14 protein-coding genes are annotated in these 21,118 nt (G+C 64.1%); 1 reads left to right on the top strand and 13 read right to left on the bottom strand.

The annotated features are described in order from the left end of the window. Nucleotides 1-4: 4 nt before the first annotated feature. The 9 genes from ON20_RS06750 to ON20_RS06710 form a co-directional block, all read right to left on the bottom strand. Nucleotides 5-847: an ESX secretion-associated protein EspG gene (locus ON20_RS06750; protein ID WP_040834080.1), complete on the bottom strand. Its 843-nt coding sequence runs from the start codon at nucleotides 845-847 to the stop codon at nucleotides 5-7. A gap of 77 nt (nucleotides 848-924) precedes the next feature. Continuing rightward, entirely contained in the window at nucleotides 925-1,227 is a 303-nt protein-coding gene (locus ON20_RS06745) for a WXG100 family type VII secretion target (RefSeq protein WP_157228730.1), read from the bottom strand. A 51-nt stretch (nucleotides 1,228-1,278) separates the two neighbouring features. Beyond that, complete coding sequence (locus ON20_RS06740) at nucleotides 1,279-1,701, bottom strand: hypothetical protein (protein WP_157228729.1); 423 nt, start codon at nucleotides 1,699-1,701, stop codon at nucleotides 1,279-1,281. A gap of 19 nt (nucleotides 1,702-1,720) precedes the next feature. After that, complete coding sequence (locus ON20_RS06735; RefSeq protein WP_083864710.1) at nucleotides 1,721-3,136, bottom strand: PPE domain-containing protein; 1,416 nt, start codon at nucleotides 3,134-3,136, stop codon at nucleotides 1,721-1,723. A 30-nt stretch (nucleotides 3,137-3,166) separates the two neighbouring features. Next, nucleotides 3,167-3,487: a hypothetical protein gene (locus ON20_RS06730; RefSeq protein ID WP_157228728.1), complete on the bottom strand. Its 321-nt coding sequence runs from the start codon at nucleotides 3,485-3,487 to the stop codon at nucleotides 3,167-3,169. A 96-nt stretch (nucleotides 3,488-3,583) separates the two neighbouring features. Then, nucleotides 3,584-7,594, bottom strand: coding sequence for a type VII secretion protein EccCa (gene eccCa / locus ON20_RS06725; protein WP_051161815.1), 4,011 nt, complete (start codon nucleotides 7,592-7,594; stop codon nucleotides 3,584-3,586). Continuing rightward, complete coding sequence (eccB, locus tag ON20_RS06720) at nucleotides 7,591-9,171, bottom strand: type VII secretion protein EccB (protein ID WP_051161813.1); 1,581 nt, start codon at nucleotides 9,169-9,171, stop codon at nucleotides 7,591-7,593. Before eccB ends, eccCa begins: the two co-directional genes overlap by 4 nt. A 112-nt stretch (nucleotides 9,172-9,283) precedes the next feature. Continuing rightward, nucleotides 9,284-11,041: a type VII secretion AAA-ATPase EccA gene (eccA, locus tag ON20_RS06715; RefSeq protein ID WP_040834100.1), complete on the bottom strand. Its 1,758-nt coding sequence runs from the start codon at nucleotides 11,039-11,041 to the stop codon at nucleotides 9,284-9,286. A 563-nt stretch (nucleotides 11,042-11,604) separates the two neighbouring features. Continuing rightward, nucleotides 11,605-12,555, bottom strand: a complete 951-nt coding sequence (locus ON20_RS06710) for a C40 family peptidase (RefSeq protein WP_040834075.1) — start codon at nucleotides 12,553-12,555, stop codon at nucleotides 11,605-11,607. Nucleotides 12,556-13,143: 588 nt separating this feature from the next. Between ON20_RS06710 and ON20_RS06705 the strand changes: the two genes are divergently transcribed. Then, nucleotides 13,144-13,515, top strand: coding sequence for a hypothetical protein (locus tag ON20_RS06705; protein WP_040834074.1), 372 nt, complete (start codon nucleotides 13,144-13,146; stop codon nucleotides 13,513-13,515). A 351-nt stretch (nucleotides 13,516-13,866) separates the two neighbouring features. Here the strand turns inward: ON20_RS06705 and ON20_RS06700 are convergent, their stop codons facing one another. From ON20_RS06700 to ON20_RS06685, 4 genes are all read right to left on the bottom strand, one after another. Next, nucleotides 13,867-16,080 (bottom strand): hypothetical protein, encoded by a 2,214-nt coding sequence (locus tag ON20_RS06700; protein ID WP_040834073.1) that lies wholly within the window; start codon nucleotides 16,078-16,080, stop codon nucleotides 13,867-13,869. An 80-nt stretch (nucleotides 16,081-16,160) separates the two neighbouring features. Beyond that, on the bottom strand, nucleotides 16,161-18,134 hold the full coding sequence (locus tag ON20_RS06695) for a type VII secretion target (RefSeq protein WP_040834072.1): 1,974 nt from the start codon (nucleotides 18,132-18,134) through the stop codon (nucleotides 16,161-16,163). A gap of 86 nt (nucleotides 18,135-18,220) precedes the next feature. Continuing rightward, entirely contained in the window at nucleotides 18,221-20,776 is a 2,556-nt protein-coding gene (locus tag ON20_RS06690) for a hypothetical protein (protein WP_157228727.1), read from the bottom strand. A 3-nt stretch (nucleotides 20,777-20,779) separates the two neighbouring features. Next, complete coding sequence (locus ON20_RS06685) at nucleotides 20,780-21,088, bottom strand: hypothetical protein (RefSeq protein ID WP_040834070.1); 309 nt, start codon at nucleotides 21,086-21,088, stop codon at nucleotides 20,780-20,782. Nucleotides 21,089-21,118: the final 30 nt, after the last annotated feature.

Genomic DNA, 21,118 nt, shown 5'->3' with positions numbered 1-21,118 from the left:
GACGTCAAACAGCGACCCGCGAAGGATCGAACCAGCTGCGGCCGGGCAGGAGTTCGATCAGGGCGTTGATGCCCGCCTGCAGGGCGGAATCGTCACCCGGACGGAAGGTCGACCATATCCGCCCGTCCATCGCCGCGCTCGGTGTCGCCACCAACCGTCCGGACAGCGTGTCCAGCACGCTGACACCGGCTTTCGTGTCGATCGAACCGGAACCACCGTCTCGATGCTCCACCATGTACACCTCCGCCCGCCGGACGATCTCGGTCATCGCCCGCGTGAGCACACTCGCCGTATGCGGTGTAGCGCCCAGCTCGCACAGCGCGGCCCGCTGTTCGTCCGGATCCGTCGGCACCTCCTCCAATGCTTCCGCCGCGACCGTTATCGGTTCGAAGTTCAGCACCGGATAGTTGCCCAGCGCGGATTTCACCGCCGCGGTCAGCGTATTCAATTGGCGGCCTTCCTGGAACACCGACTGGATCACCACGTGGTCGTCGCAGCGCACCGCGAGTACATGCTGTTCGCCGCTGCGCACCAACGACATACGCAGCATGGTCGGTGTATGACCACCCCGGCCGTTATCCAGGATACGCGCCACCAGTTCCGTATCCGGCCGATACAGACAGCGCAGCCAATCCTCCACCACCGGATGCACCTGATCGCCCTCCACGATGCCCGCCTCGGCGAGCTGAGTGATGACGACCTCCTGCACCCGGTTCCAGTCATCGACCCTGTGGACAGTCGGAAACAGGGCGAGGACAGGGGGATAGGAGTCGATGCCGACCATGTTCTGCAGAACGAGGGCGGCATCGACATTCAGATCGATAGAAATCGCATCCGTATTCAACATTCCTACCGTGAGGGTGTTGTCCGATGGTTCGGCCGCTCCTCGCTATGAGTGGCCGAACCCAGCACGATCGATATCGATCAGCCGCCGTGGAACCAGGATGCGACGGTTTTGTCCATCGTGTCGAAATCACCGCCTCGTGTGGCTACCTGAATGACCTTACGATTGAGGCCTTCGAGACTCGCTTTGAAAGAATCCAGCCTGTGATCGAATTCCGTGGCCTTTTGGTTGTACGCATCCGAACCTTGGCCGATGAATATGCTCAAAACAGATTCTTTATTACTTCTCAGGTCCTCGCAGAGGGTCTGCAAAGCCGAAACCAAGTTGGTCGTACGACCGGTGAGATCACCAGTCATATCGTAGCCTACATGTATTTCACCCATTTCACTAACCTTTCCAAAGTATTTATCTATAACCAGTTATACGACGTGAAGCTAGAAATCCAACTTCACATTCGACAACTGCACATTTGAAATGTCACGCTCACCGACACCTTCGATGACGTTGTTCGACCATGTTCCAGTGGCATTCCCTACCTCGAGGCTTCCATCGCCACCCATGTCGGCGGCCTTGATCATGGCCGCCGATTCCATGTCCGTGGTATCGACATGCACGCCGGCCCTCCCCATCGCCTGAATAATATGGTTCAGGAATTCACCTACCTTGCCCCCTGTTTCGTAGGCGTTACCGAGCGCATTGAAAACAGCCATACCAACCTGGCCTTTGAGAGCGCTTTGAAACTCGCCCTGGATGCCCGCCAAGTTCTGCATTCCCGACTCCAGCTGCCCAAGACCCACAGCGGTCTTGTTGCAGCCGGCTTGCAACTGTTCGGTTTCGACAGATGTATTGTTAGCCATTTCGGCTTCCTTTCAAAATTTACCGGCCCGATGGCCGTTCTGGGTTCTCGGCTTCTGGTTCGTCGCCGAGGAGGTCGAGGACACCCACGAGTGTCGGCTCCATGAGCACATCCTCCTCGTTCCCGCCCTCGTCATATTCGATAACACCAATTGCAGGCGGCCGCTCCAGCACCGGCACGTCGAGTTGTTCGCCTGGTATGAAGACCTTGGCCGGCTTGTCCCTGTCTTCCTCCTTCCTGCGACGCCGCATCCGCGCGGACGGCGCGCTGACTCCTGGACGGGAGGCAGCTCGAGACATCGGTGCCGCCGAGGTGTTCCCGGTGCCGGCACCGAAGGCCGTGCCCGTTCCGGGGGTCCAGTTTCCCGGCATCCGGAAACCGGTCGCGGCGCCGGACATCGATCCGAGGCCGCCTCGCATCATCCCGAGGGACGCGAAGCCCACAGCACCACCACCCAACCCGGCGAGGGTGGTCGAGTACGGGGTGGTTCCGAAGAGACCATCGTGTACCTGCGAGTCCAGGCTCCCGGTATTCAGACCGTGTTCTGTGGTATAGGCGGAATCGCCGGGCGACAACGCCCGCTCGATATCCGGCAGCGCGCGATCGGCCTGGGGACCGGACTGCCCGAGATCCGATGTGGAATTCGCCGCGTCCGAAACCGACTGGGTACCATCGCCCACCGACTGGCTGCCATCGCCCAGCGACCGAGTACCGTCACCCACCGAATGCTGCTGTGGACCGATGCTGTTGTCGGTCTTGATGAAGGAGCTGTCCGGCCCCTTGTCTATCAGGTTCTTCAGTGGGCCGGTGGTGTCCGGCGGCGTATACCGCGGCGTGCTGTCGACCCCTCCGCCACCGCCGGTGACCATCGGCGGCGGAGGCTCGACCTTGATCGCAGCCAATTGCTCGAGGGTATCGAGGGCTTTGGCCTCGTATTGCGCCATAGCGGCTGCCGCCCGGGCTCGCAGGATCAGATACTCCGCTTCCGCTTCCGCCATCGCCAAGCTGGCCGCCGCCGCCAGCGGCAGGGTGGCCGGCCCTCCCGACGCCGCCGCTGAAGCGGCCGCCGAGGCCGCCGCCCGCTTGGCAATGTTCGCCAGGATCTCCGCGAGGGTGGGCATCATGGCGACGGCACTGTTGTGCGCCTGCCCGGCCTTGGTCGCCAGCCCGGATATCCGCTCAGCGAGTGACGCCTGCTCACGTACCCAGCCGGTGTGTTTACGTAGCGCTGCCTGCGCACGAGGCCCCGACACACCCTCCCATGAACTCCCCATGGCCGTCGACAAGCTGTCCGAACTGGTGGCTGCCGAGTTCAGCGCCTCTCCAACGCCGGTGTAGGCGGTCGACGCGGCGAACAACGGCGCCGCACCGGGCCCGCTGTTGAGCTGCATCCAATTCGCCAGCGGCTCCATGGCAAAGTAATCGAAAAAGGGCATGACGACCCGCCTTCTTTCGAGGTTACGAAGTTAGGCGCCGAAGGCGGCCCCCGCAGCGCCGATTTCCCCTCCACCCTGCGTGTCCGTGGTCTCGAACGAGATGCTCACCGGCACCATGGTCTGACCGAACCGTGTCTTCTCCATGCCACCTGCCTCCAGGTTGGGGAAGTACACAGCGTTCATTACTCCGAACCCGGCCTCGAGCAACATGCCCGGAAAGTGCGATCCAGGAGCCACCGGGGCGGCGATCGGCTGGGCCGTGGTCAGAAGGGATGTCAGCGTCGACTGCTCGATACCGAGTTGGGCGCTGATCACAGGAAGCTGTTCGGTAATGACTGACAGAGGAACCATCGAAAGTCTCCAATCAACCGATACCCACTCACATTCGAGCGGTACACCAAGAACGCTAAGCCATTCCCATCGTTGGGAGTGATGGGAACGGCAGGATCAGTCCGGACTCCACGCCGCCTGGACCAGGTCCTTCGTCGAGCGCAGCGGTTCCACGAAGATCCCTCTACCCACCGGCTGCTTGGTGGCCTTCACATCTCCGATGAGCAGACCGTCCATCCTCGACCCGTCGAGTATCACACCGGAACAGTTGAGGTTCTTGATCTGACCGAGAACGCTGTCGTACATAGCGGAATCGGCCTGAGCAATGTTGCGTGCCACGATCACATGCAGACCTGTATCACGGCCGTCCAGGATGATCTCCTTCAAGGGGTCCAACGGATTGAGTTGCCCGCGTTGAACGACCATATGGTAGTCGTCGACAACAACGAAGATTTCGGGCCCGCTCCACCAGGATCGGTCCTTGAGTTGTTGCGATGTCACGTCATTGGGTGGGCGCCGACTGCTCATCTTCTGCACGAACGGCGGCAACCCTTGGGCGAGGTCACGGGGACTGGTGAGATAGCCGACCAATTGGTCTTCCGGTACGGCATCCATATGCCTGCGCCGGTAGTCGACCAGCAGCACGCGCGCCTCGCTCGCTGTGAAACGAGCCGTGATCGATTCCAGCAGTGCCGCCAGCATGGTCGACTTCCCGGATCCGCTGGAGCCCAACACGACCATATGCGGCGAAATACCGAAGTCCATGACTGCCGGTCCCAGGTCGGACTCCCGAATACCGAAGGGCACCTGCAACCGCTCCGCCAAATTGGTAGGCGCCGGTAGCTGTTCGAGTATGCGAGTAAGCGAAAGCTGACTCGGCAGCAGCCTCACCTCCGGTGCCCGCCGTCCGGTGTAAGTCTGGTTCAGTTGATCGGTTGCCGCAGACAGGCCTGCTCCGGCCGTGTCGGCGTCGCCATTTCCGTCGGTACGTGGCAATGCTGTGAGCATGTGTAGGGCCTCGTCGGATACGCATCGACCCGGACGGTTCGGTGGGATAGCGGAGACCACGCTCCGGTGCCCCGTGAACACGGTGTCGGTCAGGTCACCCAGCCGCATCTCCAATCGGGTCTGCAACATATCTTTTACGGCCGGTCGGATAGCTATCCAACGGGAGCTGCTGACCACCAGGTGTATGCCGTAGTTGAGGCCTTGAACCGCGACCGTCTCCAGCGTCGGCATATATTCGTCATAAAACGGGCCATTGACGGAGAAACCGATATCCCAGCCGTCGACGACCAAGAATACATCACCATGAACATCACCATGCGCCGACAATTGGGCCGATCCGGCGGGGGTCGCCCTCAAGCGCCGGAACTCCCGCATCGTATCGATACCGAGAGTATCGAACATCGCCTGTCTGCCCGCGAGGAGATTCCTGATCAGCGCAAAGGTCCGTCTGATGCGGTCGACGTCGCGTGCGGACGCGACGGCACCAACATGCGGCAGATCGCGCACGCCGGACATGCCTCCGGAGAAATCGAGACAGTAGAACTGCACCTGTTCGGGCGTATGGGTGAGCGACGCGGACAGGATAAGGGACTGCAGCGCGGTTGATTTGCCCGACTGCGGACCACCCACGACCGCGACGTGCCCGCCGGCACCCGACAAATCCACCGCCCACACATCCTGGCGCTGCTGTCGCGGTTTGTCGATGATCGCCCAGGGTATCCGCAGCATTCCGGCCTGCGCCGCCGGAGCCAGACGATCGAGCGTCGGTGGCACGCCCAGAGGCGGCAGCCACATCTTGTGCGCCGGCCGACCGTGCCGCGCGAACTGTTGCAGCACCGTCTCCATGATGCTCACCGGTTCGCCCTCGGTGTCGGTCTCGGGCGCCTGAGGCTCCGGTTCGACGATCTGCGGTGCTCGCGCCTCGGGTATGAAAGCAGCCGTGAATCGTTGGGGCGGCCGATACCCGCCTCCCGGCCTGCGCGCTCGCTGGGCACTGACGGTGGAGTTCTGCGCGGGCGCAACATACGGCGCCCCAACGTAGGCGGCCTGGAACCGCTGCAAGTCACCCGCACCCACCCTCAGATATCCCGCTCCGGGCTTCTTGGGCAGGTGGTAGGCATCGGCCGTACCGATGGCGTCACGCGAGTCGCTGGTCTGGTTGGTGCGCAAAGCGATCCGATACGACAGATGCGCCTCTAGCTCGCCCATCCGGTTCGCCGGGACCTTCTGCGAAGCCAGCAGCAGATGGATTCGCAGCGACCGCCCCAGACGACCGATGGCGACGAAGAGTTTGGAGAAACCCGGGTGCTGTTCGAGCAGTTCGGCGAACTCGTCGAGGATGATCAGCAGCGTCGGCAGCGGGTCCAGCTGCGCACCCTGCTCACGGGCCCGTTCGTAGTCCGCGACACTGGCGAAATTGCCGGCGTCGCGCAGAATCCGCTGCCGGCGGGCCATTTCGCCGTTGATCACGTCCTCCATACGGGTGACCAGATCGGCTTCCTCTTCCATATTGGTCACGACCGCTGTTACATGGGACAGCCGGTCGAAACCCAGGAAAGTGGCGCCACCCTTGAAGTCGACCAGCAGCAGGTTCAGCACATCGGGTGAGTGGGTGACGATCGCGGAGAGCACCAGGGTGCGCAGGAACTCGGATTTACCGGAACCGGTGGCGCCGATACACATCCCATGCGGACCCATACCCTCTTCGGCGGATTCCTTGATATCGAGGTATACGAGCTGTCCGGAGGGATCGTGCCCGAACGGGATGTTCAACCGGCTGCGGTCGGCATCACGACGCCGGGGCCACTGTTGATCGACCCGAATATTGCCGGGGTCGGTGATACCGACCATCTCCGGCCATGAGGTGCCGACACTCGCCTGTTCGGCCGCCACCGCCTCCACCACCGTCGACAGGCGGTACGGGGAGATGTGCCGGGCAAGGGCGGTTATCTCCGGGACCGACATGGTGTCGGCGGTGCCCACCAGGCGTTGCCCTCGCGTGGTCACCTCGTTCAAGGTTCGGTCTTCGGTGACGGTGAACTTCAGCGCCCGCGGCAGCGACTGTTCCGCCTGTCCCAGCCGTATCCAGGTACAACCGTCGATACCGGAGACGTCCCGATCGGTGGCCGCGCCACCCACATCGACGATCAGCACGTAGTGCTTCTTGTCCAGCGCGGGTTCGCTGTTCGCCGAGAAAGGACCGCGGTTCAGCCTGGCCAGTGCCTTGGCCCGCAATTCCGCCACGCTGCGATATACCATCCGGCCGGTGCCGATGGCATCGGTGTCCTCGGGATGCTGGGTGTGCGGCAGCCATTTCAACCACGACCACTGTGGCGTGTCCGGCTCCGCCAGTACCGCGGCGACGGCCACCTGGTCGGGCCCGTGCAGGACCACGATTTCGGCGACCATGGCCCGTATCAGGCCGGCCACGGCGTCCGGATCGCCCTCGAAACCGACGAGCGGCGCGGACAGCAGGTTGATCGCCACCGGCATTCCGCCGACCGTGGAGTACGCTTTGGCGAACCGGGTCAACTCGACCACGCCCACCGGATCCAGATCGGAGGTGGGAGCCGCCTCCGGCACGATCACCCGAACCTGGTTTGCGATACGTCCGCGCCCCACCCGCACCCGCAGATATTGCGGGCTGGCGACCTGCACCTCCCACATACGTTTCCCGCCGACCAATCGGCCGAGACCTCGCGGGCCCGGATGGGTGTAGTTCAAATACTCGTACAGTTCGGCCTCGGACTCGTGCACGGTTTTCCGGTTCTCGGTGATACTGCGCAGATAGTCCTTGCGTTCCTCGTTCAGCCCGGCCGCAGTGCTGTTGGAGCCGCCGCCACCGCCGAGCCCTCCGCCGATCATGCCGAACATGGAGACGATCATCATCAGCGGGAAGAACATCATCATCGGCGACATCGCCCGGCCGCTGGTGAACATCATGGCCATCATGCCGATCATGGCCGCCACCATGATGACCGGCATAATCATTTTGAGTTTGGACGGCGGCACCGGCCGCGGCAGCTCGGTCGGGGGCTGTAGTCGGAGTTCGGTGACGGCCGGCGCCTTGGGTCCGCGCACCATGCGGGCGGGCCGGACGAAACGACGGGTCGCGGTCATGAGGTGCCTTTCCCGGGTGAGCCCTCGAGCCGGAACGGCGTGCCCGCCATATTCGGTGGAATACCGTCGTGCTGGATCCGAGCGTCATCGGGTGACAGCGTGGGACCCACCGCGAACAACGAGACGATGCTCCACGGCGCGGGAACCGGCGCACGGAGCGCCAATGCCCTCAGCGTCTGGTCGTTTCCGCCGGCCATGAGGACGGGTTTGGTCGCGATCCCGTATCGCACCCCGCTGTCGGATATCCAGAACAGCGACTCCCGCAGCGGAGATCCTTTCTCGGAGCCGGTTACCTGCACGAATTTCCCGGTATCCCGTGGCAGGTAGGCGTAGTGCGCTGTCACGCCATTCGACAACGGCGCGGTGACCAGTTTGACCGTGCGCTGTTGCTCCTCCTTGGAGAGTGGCAGCTGCCTACCGACCAGAAGCCGGGTATGCGCATCGGGATCAGCGGCCGCTTTGGACCAGTGGTAGCAGGTGGTCCCCGACTGGATCGGATCGATGATCTCGACCGGTTCGGCCGGATAGGTCGCGGTCCCGGGCCAATCACCGGGTCGCAGGTTCGCGGCGGCGGCATCCGGGGTGAGCGTGGTGGTGGTGACGGCACCATGTGAATCGGCGTTGCGCACCATGGCCGCCAGAACCGAGCTGATGCGCACCAGCCCCGATTTCGACACCAGGTAGTAGGTCGCACCCCGGTCGGGCGAGGCCACGGTGACGACCGAACCGACCACCACATTCTGCGACGACCCCAATGAGATGGTCTGCCCGGCGTCCGGCACCTCCGGTACCCGAATCGGCGCGACTTCCGGGATCGCGTTGATAAGGCCTTGCGACACGGCGACCACCTTGGTGGTGACGTCGATACCGAGCGCCAACATGACCGGCGAGTCGGCCAGGTTGATCGCGGCCTTCACCACGCCCTGTGCGCTGTCGCGATATACCAGCCACGTGGTCTTGTCACTGCGCAACAGCCGCGCTTCACGGCCGGCCAACTCCCGTATCGCGTCGTTGTCCACGGTGAGCGGCCCGCCTATGACGGTGACGTCGACGGCCGAGTACTTGAGCGTCGGAAGACCTGTCTGCGGGTCCACCGGCGCGGCCGCCCCGGTTTTGGCGGTATCGCAGACGGTCCAATCCGAATCTCGTTCATCGCTGTCCACGATCTGTCCGGGCGCGCCGGGAATGCCGACCCACGGGCCGCGCGGGTAGTTGCCGATCTCATCCCGCGAGACCTTCTGCGGAGTCTCCGCGGCACCCACGATGAGCCGCGCCGAGGTCAGATTCAGGGCCGGGTGCAGTCGCTCGCCGATCTTCACATACAACGCGCCGGTGTCCTTGTCGGCGACGATCCGCGAATCACCCACGGGCTTCGCCGGTTTGAAGAATGCCAGCACAGCCGCCCCCGCGACCCCGACACACGCCAGCGCGACGCCGATCATCAGCGCGGTGGACCGGCCGCGCTGTGGATCGTCGATCATGGACGCGTCTCGACGCACCAGCGCGTGCTCGATGCGGTGCAGCAGAAACCGCCAACCCGAAACCTGGTGTTTGGTCACCACCCGGAAGCGTGCCACCGGTATTACTTCCTTCCACCGACCTGCCACAAGCTAACCGCCTGCGGCACAATAGACTCGACCGAGCACATTCCCACCAATGGGGGTGTGCCCGGTCGGGTGACTCGCGCCGCTATTTCACGGTGGGCGCCAAACCGGCCAGCGCGGCGCTGATATCGAAGGCGTCGACCGTCATCAACTCCTCGTTGGTCATCGATGCGATATCCACGTTGCCGCGGGTGAACCGGAAATCGCGCTCCGCCTCGGCTGCCTCGACCACATTGCGCACGAACCGGCCGTTACCGGCCAGGTCGATCAGCCGCCGGCCATTCCTGCTCTGCTGCGACAGCTCCTGGCAGCGGTCTCGCAGGACTTCGCGCGCCTGGTCGGACAGGATGGAATCCTTCTTTCCGGCGATGTGGTCGGCGATCTGCACCAGTTCGTCCGGGTCATAGCTGGGGAAGCGGATCCGCTTGGTGAACCGCGAGGCCAGACCGTCGTTCGAGGCCAGGAAACGGTCGATCTCCCCTTCGTACCCGGCGATGATCACGACCAGTTTGTTACGGTCGTTCTCCATTCGGGCCAGCAGGGTGTCCACCGCTTCCTTGCCGAAGGCGTCCCCGCCGGACAGACCTTCCTGGATCAGCGTGTACGCCTCGTCGATGAACAACACGCCGCCGAGCGCCGAATCGATCAGCGCGTTGGTCTTGGGCGCGGTGTGGCCGAGGTGGGTGCCGACCATGTCGTTGCGCGAGGCCTCGATCACCTCGGCGTTCTCGACCACACCCAGGCCGGCGAAGATCTTCGCGATCACCCGGGCGATCGTGGTCTTACCGGTTCCCGGCGGTCCGGAGAAGATCAGATGGTTGGACCGGGAGTCGACCGCCAGGCCGCGCTTGGCGCGCACCTGGTCCATGAGAACACCCGACTTGAGCCGCTCGACCTGCTCTTTCACCGAGTCCATACCGATCTGCGATTCCAGCAGCTCGGATGCCTCGGCCAGCAGCGCGTCGCGTTCCGCCTTGGCGGCGGATGCGGCCACCTCGGCCGGATCGTCGCCGGACTTCGGATCCCAGATATTGATCCGCGACGCGATAACCGCCGGTGTGGTGACCTCGAGCCGGAAGTTCTTGTCCCGCACCGCCTGCTGCCACTCCGGACGGTCCGGCCACAGCCCTGAACCCTGGAGGCCCTTGAGGATCTTGTCGGCCGTCTCGTGCTCACCGTTGTGCCGCATGATCATGCCGAGCAGATAGTGCGCGTCGGCCCAGATATAGGAAAGGTTGCCGGACTGGCTGTCCTCCACGATGCGCTGCGCCCGCGGCAACGCCTCTCCGAACCGACCCAGATGCGCCATGGCGCTTGCCGCCATCAGCTCCGCCGCGATATCGAGGAGTCCGTCCTCGATCCGCGGATTGTCGCCGCGCGCCGTGATGACGTCGGTCCACCGTTTGGTGCGGTAGAACAGAGATATCCGCACGAAGTCCGCGACATCGTCGCCACGGATCTCGTCCAGGATCGCCGCCGCCTCCTGCCATTCCCCCGCTTCGGCATACGAGCACGCCTGTGCGATCGCGATCTGGTCGCGGTCGGCCATGGCCACTCGCAGTCCGAACACCCCGATCTCGACCTGACACCACAGCGCCCGATCGACCAAACCGGCTCGTTGCTGATCCCGGTACAGATTGTGCACGGAGCGATACGCCCCGTAGATCACCTCGGAGCTGATATCCCCCGCCATGGCGCGCCCAAGCCAGGCGTCGCACATATCCGGATCGAGATCCGTAGCAGCTCTGAACGCCGCACGGGCATGTTCCTCGTTACGCACCCCACCGGCAACCAAACCCAGACTCTGAACACCCGTGTAGAACGCGTCTTCGGCTGCAGACACCTCAGACTTCCCTTCCGCCGATATCGCCTGGAAATGAACGATATGCCACGGCCGACCGACCGGCATACACCTCGTTTCCCGCGGCTGGGAAGGAGCACCGAATAAGTGGAGCGAGGAACGATCGGATCGCGGAGTCCATCCCCGATGAGGGGGAAGCTACGGGAAAAATACACCCCTATACAAGTGTCCTTTATTGAACGAACCGTTGTTTGATGGTAAGTTCACCTCGGGTCGGTGAACACCTAATCATCGAAGACCCTTCCTCTGGCGGCGGCTGGTCGGCCGCGATCCGGCAACCAGCCGCCGTATGAAATACGTTATCGGCGGGCCGTTCTCGGTCTCGCCACCTCGACAGCCCGCTTTCGCCGGCAACTCGATCCTCGCCCCGAACTCCGCCCCCCACGCCGCGATCGATATCTTTCAGATTGATGCCGCTATTGAACGGTACGTCGCTTAACGCTATAGTTAGCGACAGGTCATCAGTCCCCTCATCCTGATGACCGATCCGATAGGCGGCGGCCGGTGGAAACAGCGAGCCACCGGCCGCCGCGCTCTCGCCTCCGCTATAAGACCCGCACCACGACGGCATTGCTCGACATCGGCGAGTACTTCACGGTCGAACCGGAATATGGTGCCTCGATCACCATGCCGTTGCCTGCCGCCAACTGAACGTGCTCCGGTCCCCGTGCACTGAACGAACCGGCCGGGAACACCAGGTCACCTGGCTGCACCTCCCGCGGCGACACTCGTTCTCCCGCGTAGATCTGCTCGTATGTGGTCCGAGGGAGGACAACTTCTCCGTTGGTGGCCTGGGCTATCGCGTACTGCGTCAGTCCCGAGCAGTCGAAACCGCCTCCGGTCGGTCCGCCCGCGCCGCCGCCGCCCCAGATATATGGAGTGCCGAGCCAGGCATGCGCGGCGCCGACCGCCCTCCCACCCGCGGTATGGTCCGACGGCGGCCGCAATCGCCGCCGCGACCGTCCCATAATGGGCTGCGGTCGACGCCTGCGCCGACGCCTGCGCGGAGGCGCCGAGATCTGCCGGGGGGCACGCGCCAGGGGCGCGACCGGCGGCATGATCCTGTTCGCCTGCTGGCGTGCGGCATCCACGTCGGCGTTCACCTGTCTGGTCGCCGAGGCGATCGTCCGATGCGCCGATTCGAGCAGCGCGGGCCCGCTGAACCGGGTATCGGCCACCGCCGTGATGGCCTGGATACGCGCCTGCAGATCCGCGATCTGGTTGTTCAGCATCCCCCGGCCGGCCACCGTGCCGCTGCCCGAATCCACTACCGCCTTCTGCACGATGCCTTCACGGCTGTGCTGTGTTTCGATGAGGTTCTTGTGCGCGTTCTGCAGGTTCTCGTATCCGGCCACCAGGCTGCCCGCCTGCAGTTTCACATCGGCGGCGTTGGCCTGCGCCAGCGATACTACGGCCCCTTCCGAGGGTTGACCGTCGCCGTACAGTTTGAGCAGGTCGTTCAACACGCTGTTCACATCGTCGGTCAGAGTTGGCATGGGACCGACTCGCTATCGCTCATCTCACCGACCACCTCTCCGACCCCCGGCTCCTACCTGGTAACGGCCCGGCGAACGCTCCCCCGCTCGGGCTTTTTCGACTATGCGACAGCCCGGCCCGGAAACGGCGAGTCACTATTCCCATACCAGGGAAGACAACACAATGGAATGAGAACTTCGGGAAGGCGGGTGTCTGCGTATGTCGGGCGGTACGACCGATATCGTCGGCGACAAGGACACAGGCCGTGAGACCACCTACACCGCAACGGTCAGTGCCCGCGACGAGTCCAGCGCAGGAGTGGTGCGGGCCGTTCGGAACGATGACGAGTTCGGCGACAAGGGGGATGACAGAAAGTACTGGACCGCCGACCTGAAGCTGCCTTCCGGAGCTCCCCGGCGTTGGTTTCCTATATCGCGATGGCCGAAGACCGCGGTCGATCTACTCGGTCGTGGCATGCCGAAACCACCGCCCAACATGGACGATCTGCTCACCAGCACAACCCACCAGAATTTGGGTAAAGGGAAAGCGGAAAGGCGTATCAACAAACCCTCACCACGGTCCAGGCCCGACAGACCTCGCTGCTTCAGATGGACAACCAGGTCATCGAGACCTCGATCGTGGTCGCCGCCGAGCAGGACGAGACCCTTCGCTCGATCATCAATCTCGTCGAGCAACTCGAGAGCACTCTGAAAGATGTCAACCTCACCAATCTCGAGGCGGCGAAGAAGGCCGCACTAGAGACCAAACTCATGGACCTCGTGGCGAACACCGTGGAGTCGGTATACAACAAGGTCACCAGGGTGGCCGACGACTACGCACAGTTGACCGGAAATTCCGGCAACGAAGGCTCCGGCGACCCGGGGTCATCGAATGGTCAGGGCACAGGTGGCGGTGCGGGCGGTGAAGCCGCCGCGGAAGTCCTGTCCTCGCTGCTACAGGCGCTCCCATGCTGTCTCTGATGGGGTCATACCGCCGGCGAGCATGCTGCCGGAACTGTTGACCCCAGAAGAAAGGATGGCGACGCCGAAAAGGGCGAGAAGGGCGAAGAGGTCCCCCGGCCGACCCGCTCCGACGGCGATCGACCCCACCGCACCACCGACCGGGGCGACCACTCTGGAGGGACAGCCCGGTGCGCCGCAGGACCGGGCGGGTACCGGTGCGCCGCAAGGCGGTACTCCCGCGCCGGAGGGCGGGCCACCGCAGCCGGCACCGGGTTCCTCGGTCCGACCACCACCTCTACGGGCTACGAAGCCTCCACTACTCGTACGAGAACGCACGCGCAGTAGAGCGCCTCATAGCCCGACATTCGCTCACCTGAGTTCCACACTCGGCGGCGGTGTGACCGCGGGAGGCGTGGCGGGTGCGCTCGGCTGTGCGGTGCTCACCGGCGGCGGTGCGCCCACGGTCGCCATCTGGTTCACATCGGTGATATCGGCACCGGTCGGGTGGAAGAAACCACGGAAATTCCCATATCCGCCCTGCCCGCCATCCGGCGGGTTGTTCGGGTCCAAGGGCACCATCTGTCCGTTGATGATGGTCTGCATTCCGGAATCGGTCATTATCACCAGCGCGGACCGGTTATCCCACAGCGCGATATCGCCGGTTTTCACCGGAGAGCTCTCCCCGGGTGCCACCGAGGAGTTCTCCACTGCCACCCACGGACTGGCCGACGACGACTCACCCGCTGTGCCTTGATACGCGGCCCGGGCGTCGCTGCCGTTCGGGTTGTTCAGCTCCCTGTTCACCGCTTCGGCAACCACCGACGACACCCGCTGCGAGGTGCCGTTCGGCAGTTTCATGTCGACCATGGATTTCTGTGTGAGTGGAGGAGGCGTGCTCTCGGGCGAGGGCGCGGTTACCCCGGGCTCGGCAGCGGGCGCGGGGCCGGGCGCCGGCGAGGGTGCGGGGGCGGTCGCACCCGGTCCCGGTGCGCCGGGACCGGTCTCTTCGTCGCGCTCCTCTTCTTCCCGCTCGCGTTCCTCTTTGTCCCGCTCTGTTTCCTGCTTCCGCTTATCCATCATCTGGGTGATGATCGGCAGCAACATCATTGGCAGCATCATGGACGACATCAAGTCCCCGCCGGCACCGGGAGACCCCGTAGCACCCGTCGCGGGACCCGCGCCGGGAGAACCGGCCGCCGATTTGTTGGTGAGGGCTTCCCTGATCGGGGCGAGCAGTTGCTCGATCGCATCGGCGCCCTTGGTCGAGGAGCCCGACGGGTCTTTGGAACCGGATGTACCCGTGGGATTGCCGAAGTCGGTATTGGTCGGCTGGGGGTTGTTCGGTTGCAGGGTGGGATCGGTTCCGGGTGGATTCGTCTGGTCGACGGGAAATTGATTGGTGGGGCCCTGGTCGGTAGGAGTCTTATTGGTGGTATCCGGGGTCTTCTTCGGCTTGGGGGTCGGATCTTCTGGAACATCCTTACCGGTTTTCTCGGCCCAGTTCGATGTCTTTTGAATCTTGTCGGTTATCTTATCGGTCGTATCGTCCAGCCACTTGAATATCCGATCTTCTTTTGCAGGCTGGATCCGTAGTTCTCCGGCTTCCTTGTCCCACTCGAGAGGAAAATCGTACTCCTCCTTCTTTTTCTTCTTCTCATCCTCCTTCGGGTGGATGGAGTCGTAATCATCTACGGCGTGCAGTTTCTCGTTGAGGGCCTTCACCTCGGCTTTGACGAAGCTCCTCGTTGCGAGCCCTTCCGAAGACATGTCCTTCGCGGCAGCGGAAACCTTGGCACTGGTGGCTATCATGTCTTCTTTCAAACGCGCGACAGCACCGACATTGTCGTTGTAATACTCGGACTGGTGGCTTATGTTGTCGACATCTTTCAGCCCCTTGTTGCTCAGTAGCGACGAGAAATTCGGCATCGACTTCGGCGTGCCCGCTCCGAGCAAGTAATATCCATCCAGGATGATCGACTCACAGACACCGATGAATTCCCTGAGGCCATTGGATATATTCTCCGGACGGTACAGGTGAAGCGGGCGATTCTTCTTGTCATCAGGTGGTGAGATTTGTGCACGTACATCACCATCTTTATCGACGATGACAAGGCTGCCGTCGTCGTTGAGTATCAAAGTAGCGCCTTCGATACCCTTGATACCCTCCGTCAGTTTGTACGTAGACGAAGGAACGGCCGAGGGAAGATTGGCGTCCCTATGGGTGATGATCAATTCACCGTTCGGGCCGACTTTGAGGCCGGAGACGTCGCCGCCCCAGCTCTCGTCACCGGTTTTCGAATTCCACAGGGTCCGCTCGCGCCCATCGGATCCGACGTACTTGATGACGAGGTCGCCGTCCTCGAACCGCAGCGCGTAATCGCCGTTGTTCGAGCGGATTTCATGGCGCAGGTAGGTGTTGTCACCCTCGCCGGGGCCATCCGGGTATAGGCCATGCTCATCATGACCGTATTTGATGCTGTTGCCGTGACCGTCCTCGGTAAGGTAACCCTTATCGTCCCACTTCATGTCAGTGGGCTTGTCGGGGCCGGTGTGGGGTTCGTCCTCGTCTTCATCCGGGGGCATGGAATATCACCTCTCTACACCGGTGATAAGAGTTCCGCTGGGTGTCACCCATCGGATTCCGTTGCCCTGATGCACCTGCCTCAGCCCCGTTCCACGCCGGGAGGCGGGGATACCAGCGGTCCAATGGTCCCGGCGGGCGGACCCGTTACCACGGGAGGCGGCGATACCGTGCCGCTCGGCACGGACACACCGGTCGGCCCGGCAGCCGCCTCCGTCCGCTGCTCGGGTGCGGAAACGGCACCTGAAGTCGCCGCCGGACGCTCGACCCGCTCGCCTTCGACAGTGGATACCGGTGCCGGCGCCGCAACGAAGGACGGATGTTGCACCACCTGCTCGTGCGCGTATACCGCGTCACGCAGCATCTGCCTGCTCTCCTCCTCTTGGTCCAACAACATGACCAGCTCGTTACAGCGGCGCTCCCATGCCAGGGCGCGCATGACCGAGGCCTCGTCGTCGACACGCAATTCGCCCAAACCGACCCGACCCACGTCGACACGCCGCGAGATCATGGTCACCGCGAGCAGATCATCGGCGTCTCGCAATTCGTCCCACCATTCTCGGGGAACGTCGCTCCCGGATTGGAGCCACGCCAGAATACGGTCCCGGATCGCGCGCACCCCGCCGCTTTCCGGCGGAGCGGCCACCGACCGGATGAGCTGGGCCTGCGCATCCACCGCGAGTTCGAGACAGCGGGCCCGGACCCGGGTGTCCGGGGTCGCCGCGACGCTCTCCAGAGCCGGTACCGAGCCGGTGAGGCCGAGACGGTCGACGGTATCGGGGGTGAACACTCGGAGATCGACGTCGTAGGAGGGACCGACCATACCCTCCATGGCGACATCGTTGAGATGCACCCGCAGGCCAGGGTCGATCTGGCCGGACGACACCAGCGCCGACAGTTGGGCATTGGCCTTGGTGCCCCAGGCCAAGCCGAATTCCACCAGAATACGGGCCGGGTCGGAAACACCTTCCCACGGCGACCCGGAGCTGTCCTCGGTGCGCAGCAGTTCGTCCCACATCCAGGGTGTCGATACCTCGCGTGGCAGGTACAGGCCGGCGGGAAGCCAGCCGCGGCCCTCGTTCGAGGTGATGAAGACACCGGCACCGGCCGGGCCGCGCATCACGGAGACCGCCCAGGTCATGCCGACGGTCGGCTCCACCGCTGCCAACACCGCTCCCAACAGGGTGCGGGCGATCACCAAGTCCTCGTTCACTTCCTCACCGACGATGTAATCGGGTGCGGCTGCCTTGTCCTTGGCGGACTCGACCGCGGCGCCGAACGGTGTCGGAGCCACCGGCATCGGCGTTCCGTTCGCGCCGGGATCGATCGGGGGTTGACCGACCTGTCGATCGTCGAGGTATCCGGGACCACCGCTGGGAGAACCCATCGCGCCGACCGGCAACCCGCCCACCGTGGACGGCGGGATACCGCCGGCCGGTGCCGCCGGCCCGGCAGAAGCGGCCGCGGGTGAAGCCGACCCATTCGTGCCGGCAGTGGTGTCCGTTGGCGGCATCGAGGGAATCGACGGAGTCACGGAGCCCGGAGAGGACGGGGCGGATGCGCCCTCGGACCCGGCGGCTCCCGCTCCCGGCATGGTGCCGCCGGGCACGGATCCGACGACCCCGTTGGAGGGTGAACCGCTCGTTCCTGCCCCCGGCCCTGTTACCGGCCCTGCCACCGGCTCCCCGACAGGAGATGTGGCGGTCGGTGAGCTCGGTGCGCTGCTGCCGGGCGAATCGTAGAATTCGTCACCATGCCGGTTGATACTCGCCGCGCTCTCGGCATCGGTCCGCTCATAGGAATCTGCGGAGGCGCGCAGTGAATCGGCGGTCCGTTCGTGTTCTAGGGCGAGTGCTTCACCGGCTTCTTGGCGTGCCTTATAGTACCGTTCGAGCGCCCTCTTCACCGGGCGAGCGATCTTGCCGTAGGTGGGTTCGAAGTCCCTGAGCCAGTCGGTCGGAGGCTGCGCCCACTCCCGAGTTTCCTGCGCCACTTGGCGGTGCCGTTGCTCCAGCTGGCGTAGCACCGCGGGGTCGATTTCCAGCCTATCCGGCATGCTCGATCAATCCTTTCCCACCACGGACCTCCCTATTGTCGATCCTTCCCAAAGATGGGAGGGAGAGGAGGTCGGCGAAAGGCGGTTTACCGTGGGGGGAAAGCGGATACCGTGGAACGCCGTTCCGGACCACCCGAGTCCGTGGGCGAACGGTGGGCGAACAGGGGATGTGAAAGGATTTGCGCGTGCGCGAACACCGCGTCGCGCAAGGTTTGCCGGGTCACCTCCTCAGCCAGGAGCAGAACCAACTCATTGCAGCGACGATGGAAGGTCAGCTCCCGCAACACCATCAGCTCGGATTCGGAGTGTCCACTCGACTGGTCGGATCGCAATTCCCCCAGAGTGACACGGCTTACATCGGAGCGATGCGATAGCACCGAAGCAGCCAGCAGATCGTCGGCGTCCTGCAGTTCCTCCCACCAACTGGTCGGGAACTCACGGCCACGACGAAGCGCGCGCAAGATACGCAGCCGGATGCCGGGCGCGTCCACCGATTCCATGGGGAGGTAACCGGCCTGCTCCACCCGAATATGCGCGTCGACGGCCAATTCGAGACAGCGAAGCGCGACCGAGCCATCAGGAGCCTTTGCGGCGCGGTCGAGCAAACGCGGCGAACCGGTGATACCGAGTCGGTCCAACGTGCCGCCCGAGGGTGAGGAGAGGTCCATCTCCGCGGACGGAGATACCGAACCCGCTGTGGCGATCTCACCGAGCTGTCGGCGGAGTCCGGGGTCGATCGGTTGGGACGATACAAGCGCCGAAAGCTTCGCCCCTGACTTTCCACCCCAGGCGAATGCGAACTCGGCCAGAACGCGAGCGGGGTCGGCCACACCCTCCCACCCCGCGTTCTCGGAGACCGACCACTGCCACGGAGTGGACACCTCCCGCGGTAGGAACAGACGAGCCGGCAGCCAGCCGCGGCCTTCGTTGGAGGTGACGAAGGCACTCACTCCGCTCTGATGTCGCATCACCGAGACGGCCCAGTCGACACCGATCAACCAAGAGCCGACCGCCGTGCGAATACTGCCCAGCAGCGTCCGGGCAAGGATCAGATCGCCGTCGACGCGTTCACCGACAACGAAAGACGGTGCGGCGGAAGACTTCATCGCAGCACCAACGGCATCTCTGACGATTTCGTTACCGCTCCTCGACGATTCGGCGTCCTCACCCGGTCGCCGAATCGCCGCCTGGTCACGTGGCGATGGCTGCACACCGCCGGCGGTAGCGGCCGTCACCCCGGCATGAGGCACCGCCCCCGGACTGCCCGGGAGTTTCACCGAAGCCGCCGGCTGGACACGTGGCGCTTCGACAGGCTGCGGCGGTGCGAACCGGTGCTGCGCCGGTGCTGTCGACGCGGCGGGCGGTACGCCTGTGGACGGGGCCGTACCAGGCGGCTGCGGCACGATGGTCGGCACGGCTGCGGATGTCGGTCCCGCGGCGACGGTTCCCGGTGTCGGAGATGGGGGCAGATCGGCCTTGGCCGCCGCGTCCGTACGGCCGGTATCGCCGAAGGTCTCGCCGTGCTCCTTCCCGCGCTCTTCGCGGCGGGAGGCCGCGCCGGTGTCCTCCGGCCCTGAGGCGTCCTTCGGTCCCGAGGCGCCCTTCGGTCCCGAGGCGTCCTCCGGCCTCGACGTATCCTCCGGTTCCGGATCCCGACCCGCAGCGGACGTCTCCGCCCCGGTGGTATTCGACGCCGGACGAACCGGGCTCCCCGCCCCGGTCTCGGTACCCGGGGGGAAGTCGGTCCGGTGGCCGGCAGGTTGAGCGTCGGACACCGGAGGAGTGGTTCCGACATCTGTTGCTCTCGGCTCGTCCGGCGCCGCCGGAGGTGTCTCACCGTGCTCCGGCCCCCACTGCTGCTCGGTATCGAGTGCGGGTGGCGCATCGGCGCCCGGAATCCCGGCGTCGATCGGAGGAAAGAGCGGGCCGAAAGGTTGAGCCGATGGCGGGACAAGCGGGCCTGATCCCGGATGCGGGCCCACACCGTCGTTGTTGTGCCCGGGCCCGACCGAAACGTTCGGGTTGCCGCCGCCGACGTTCGGTGCCCGCCGGGGATGTTCCGGGAGTGGACTTCCGGTGTTCCACGGGCCGGGCTGACCCAGGGCTTCGGCGATATCGTCCAGCGATGGCAGCCCCCGCGGTCCGAAGGAGGCCAGTGCCGTATTGACGATATCGACCACCTCCGCCCGGGCCTGTTTCACGATCTTATCGGTGGTCGCGGCATCCGCGGCGGCTTCGGCCTCGTTGTCGGTTTCCCCGTCGCCGTCGTTGTCGCCCCGGGTCTCATTACGAATACGGGTCGTGGCGTTGTCCACGACATCGAGGATCTGATTACGGGTCCGGCGCGCCAGTCCGGCGATATCGCCGTATGTGTCCGCCGCGGCATACAGGGCGTCGGCGAATGCCTGTGGTTTGTGTTGGAGGACCGCCATCGCATCGCGCACGACTTTTAGCGCCTCGGACGCGCGGACGGTCTCGTCGAAACCGCGCAGGGCCTGAGCGGCGTCGCCCGAATTCAGCGCGTCGGCGCCCTCGCGGGCCGCGGTTTCCAGCGCGTTCCATGCGGAGGGTGATATCTCGGGCCAGTCGTTGCCGACGATCCGATCCCAGTATGGACTTTCGCGCTCCGGATGCATGGGCACCGCTCAAACCGAGGCGTTACTTATGGTGCTACCGCCGTCGATATCCACATCGTTCAAGGCAGTGACACCCACCCTGGTCGCGTGGGAGGGTTTCTCCGCTTGGTCGCCGAGTTTCAGCGCTGCGTTGACAATGGTGGTGCATATCCATTTGTTCACCTCCTCGCCGCGGCAATCAAACTCGGCACGCGGCCCCCGGGGGAGGGTGAAACCGTCGGCCACGGTGCCGACGACATGATCTTTCGTCGTGGTGAGCGCGGTAGTGAATTTGCCGGCTGCCCTGATCACCTCGTCGGGGTCGTCGATATCCAGCATGTGGTCTTCCTGTCGTCGTCTTCTGCGGTG

Origin of the sequence: Nocardia brevicatena NBRC 12119 (assembly GCF_000308495.1) — a bacterium.
In the GTDB taxonomy this organism is placed as follows: Bacteria; Actinomycetota; Actinomycetes; order Mycobacteriales; family Mycobacteriaceae; genus Nocardia; species Nocardia brevicatena.
This window is presented reverse-complemented; position numbering and strand designations above follow the sequence as displayed.

What these genes read in the sequence shown, in the direction of transcription:
- ON20_RS06750 (WP_040834080.1), bottom strand. Translation starts at nt 847, where the DNA reads ATGTTGAATACGGATGCGATTTCTATCGATCTGAATGTCGATGCCGCC.
- ON20_RS06745 (WP_157228730.1), bottom strand. Translation starts at nt 1,227, where the DNA reads ATGGGTGAAATACATGTAGGCTACGATATGACTGGTGATCTCACCGGT.
- ON20_RS06740 (WP_157228729.1), bottom strand. Translation starts at nt 1,701, where the DNA reads ATGGCTAACAATACATCTGTCGAAACCGAACAGTTGCAAGCCGGCTGC.
- ON20_RS06735 (WP_083864710.1), bottom strand. Translation starts at nt 3,136, where the DNA reads ATGCCCTTTTTCGATTACTTTGCCATGGAGCCGCTGGCGAATTGGATG.
- ON20_RS06730 (WP_157228728.1), bottom strand. Translation starts at nt 3,487, where the DNA reads ATGGTTCCTCTGTCAGTCATTACCGAACAGCTTCCTGTGATCAGCGCC.
- eccCa (WP_051161815.1), bottom strand. Translation starts at nt 7,594, where the DNA reads ATGACCGCGACCCGTCGTTTCGTCCGGCCCGCCCGCATGGTGCGCGGA.
- ON20_RS06710 (WP_040834075.1), bottom strand. Translation starts at nt 12,555, where the DNA reads ATGCCAACTCTGACCGACGATGTGAACAGCGTGTTGAACGACCTGCTC.
- ON20_RS06705 (WP_040834074.1), top strand. Translation starts at nt 13,144, where the DNA reads ATGGACAACCAGGTCATCGAGACCTCGATCGTGGTCGCCGCCGAGCAG.
- ON20_RS06700 (WP_040834073.1), bottom strand. Translation starts at nt 16,080, where the DNA reads ATGCCCCCGGATGAAGACGAGGACGAACCCCACACCGGCCCCGACAAG.
- ON20_RS06695 (WP_040834072.1), bottom strand. Translation starts at nt 18,134, where the DNA reads ATGCCGGATAGGCTGGAAATCGACCCCGCGGTGCTACGCCAGCTGGAG.
- ON20_RS06685 (WP_040834070.1), bottom strand. Translation starts at nt 21,088, where the DNA reads ATGCTGGATATCGACGACCCCGACGAGGTGATCAGGGCAGCCGGCAAA.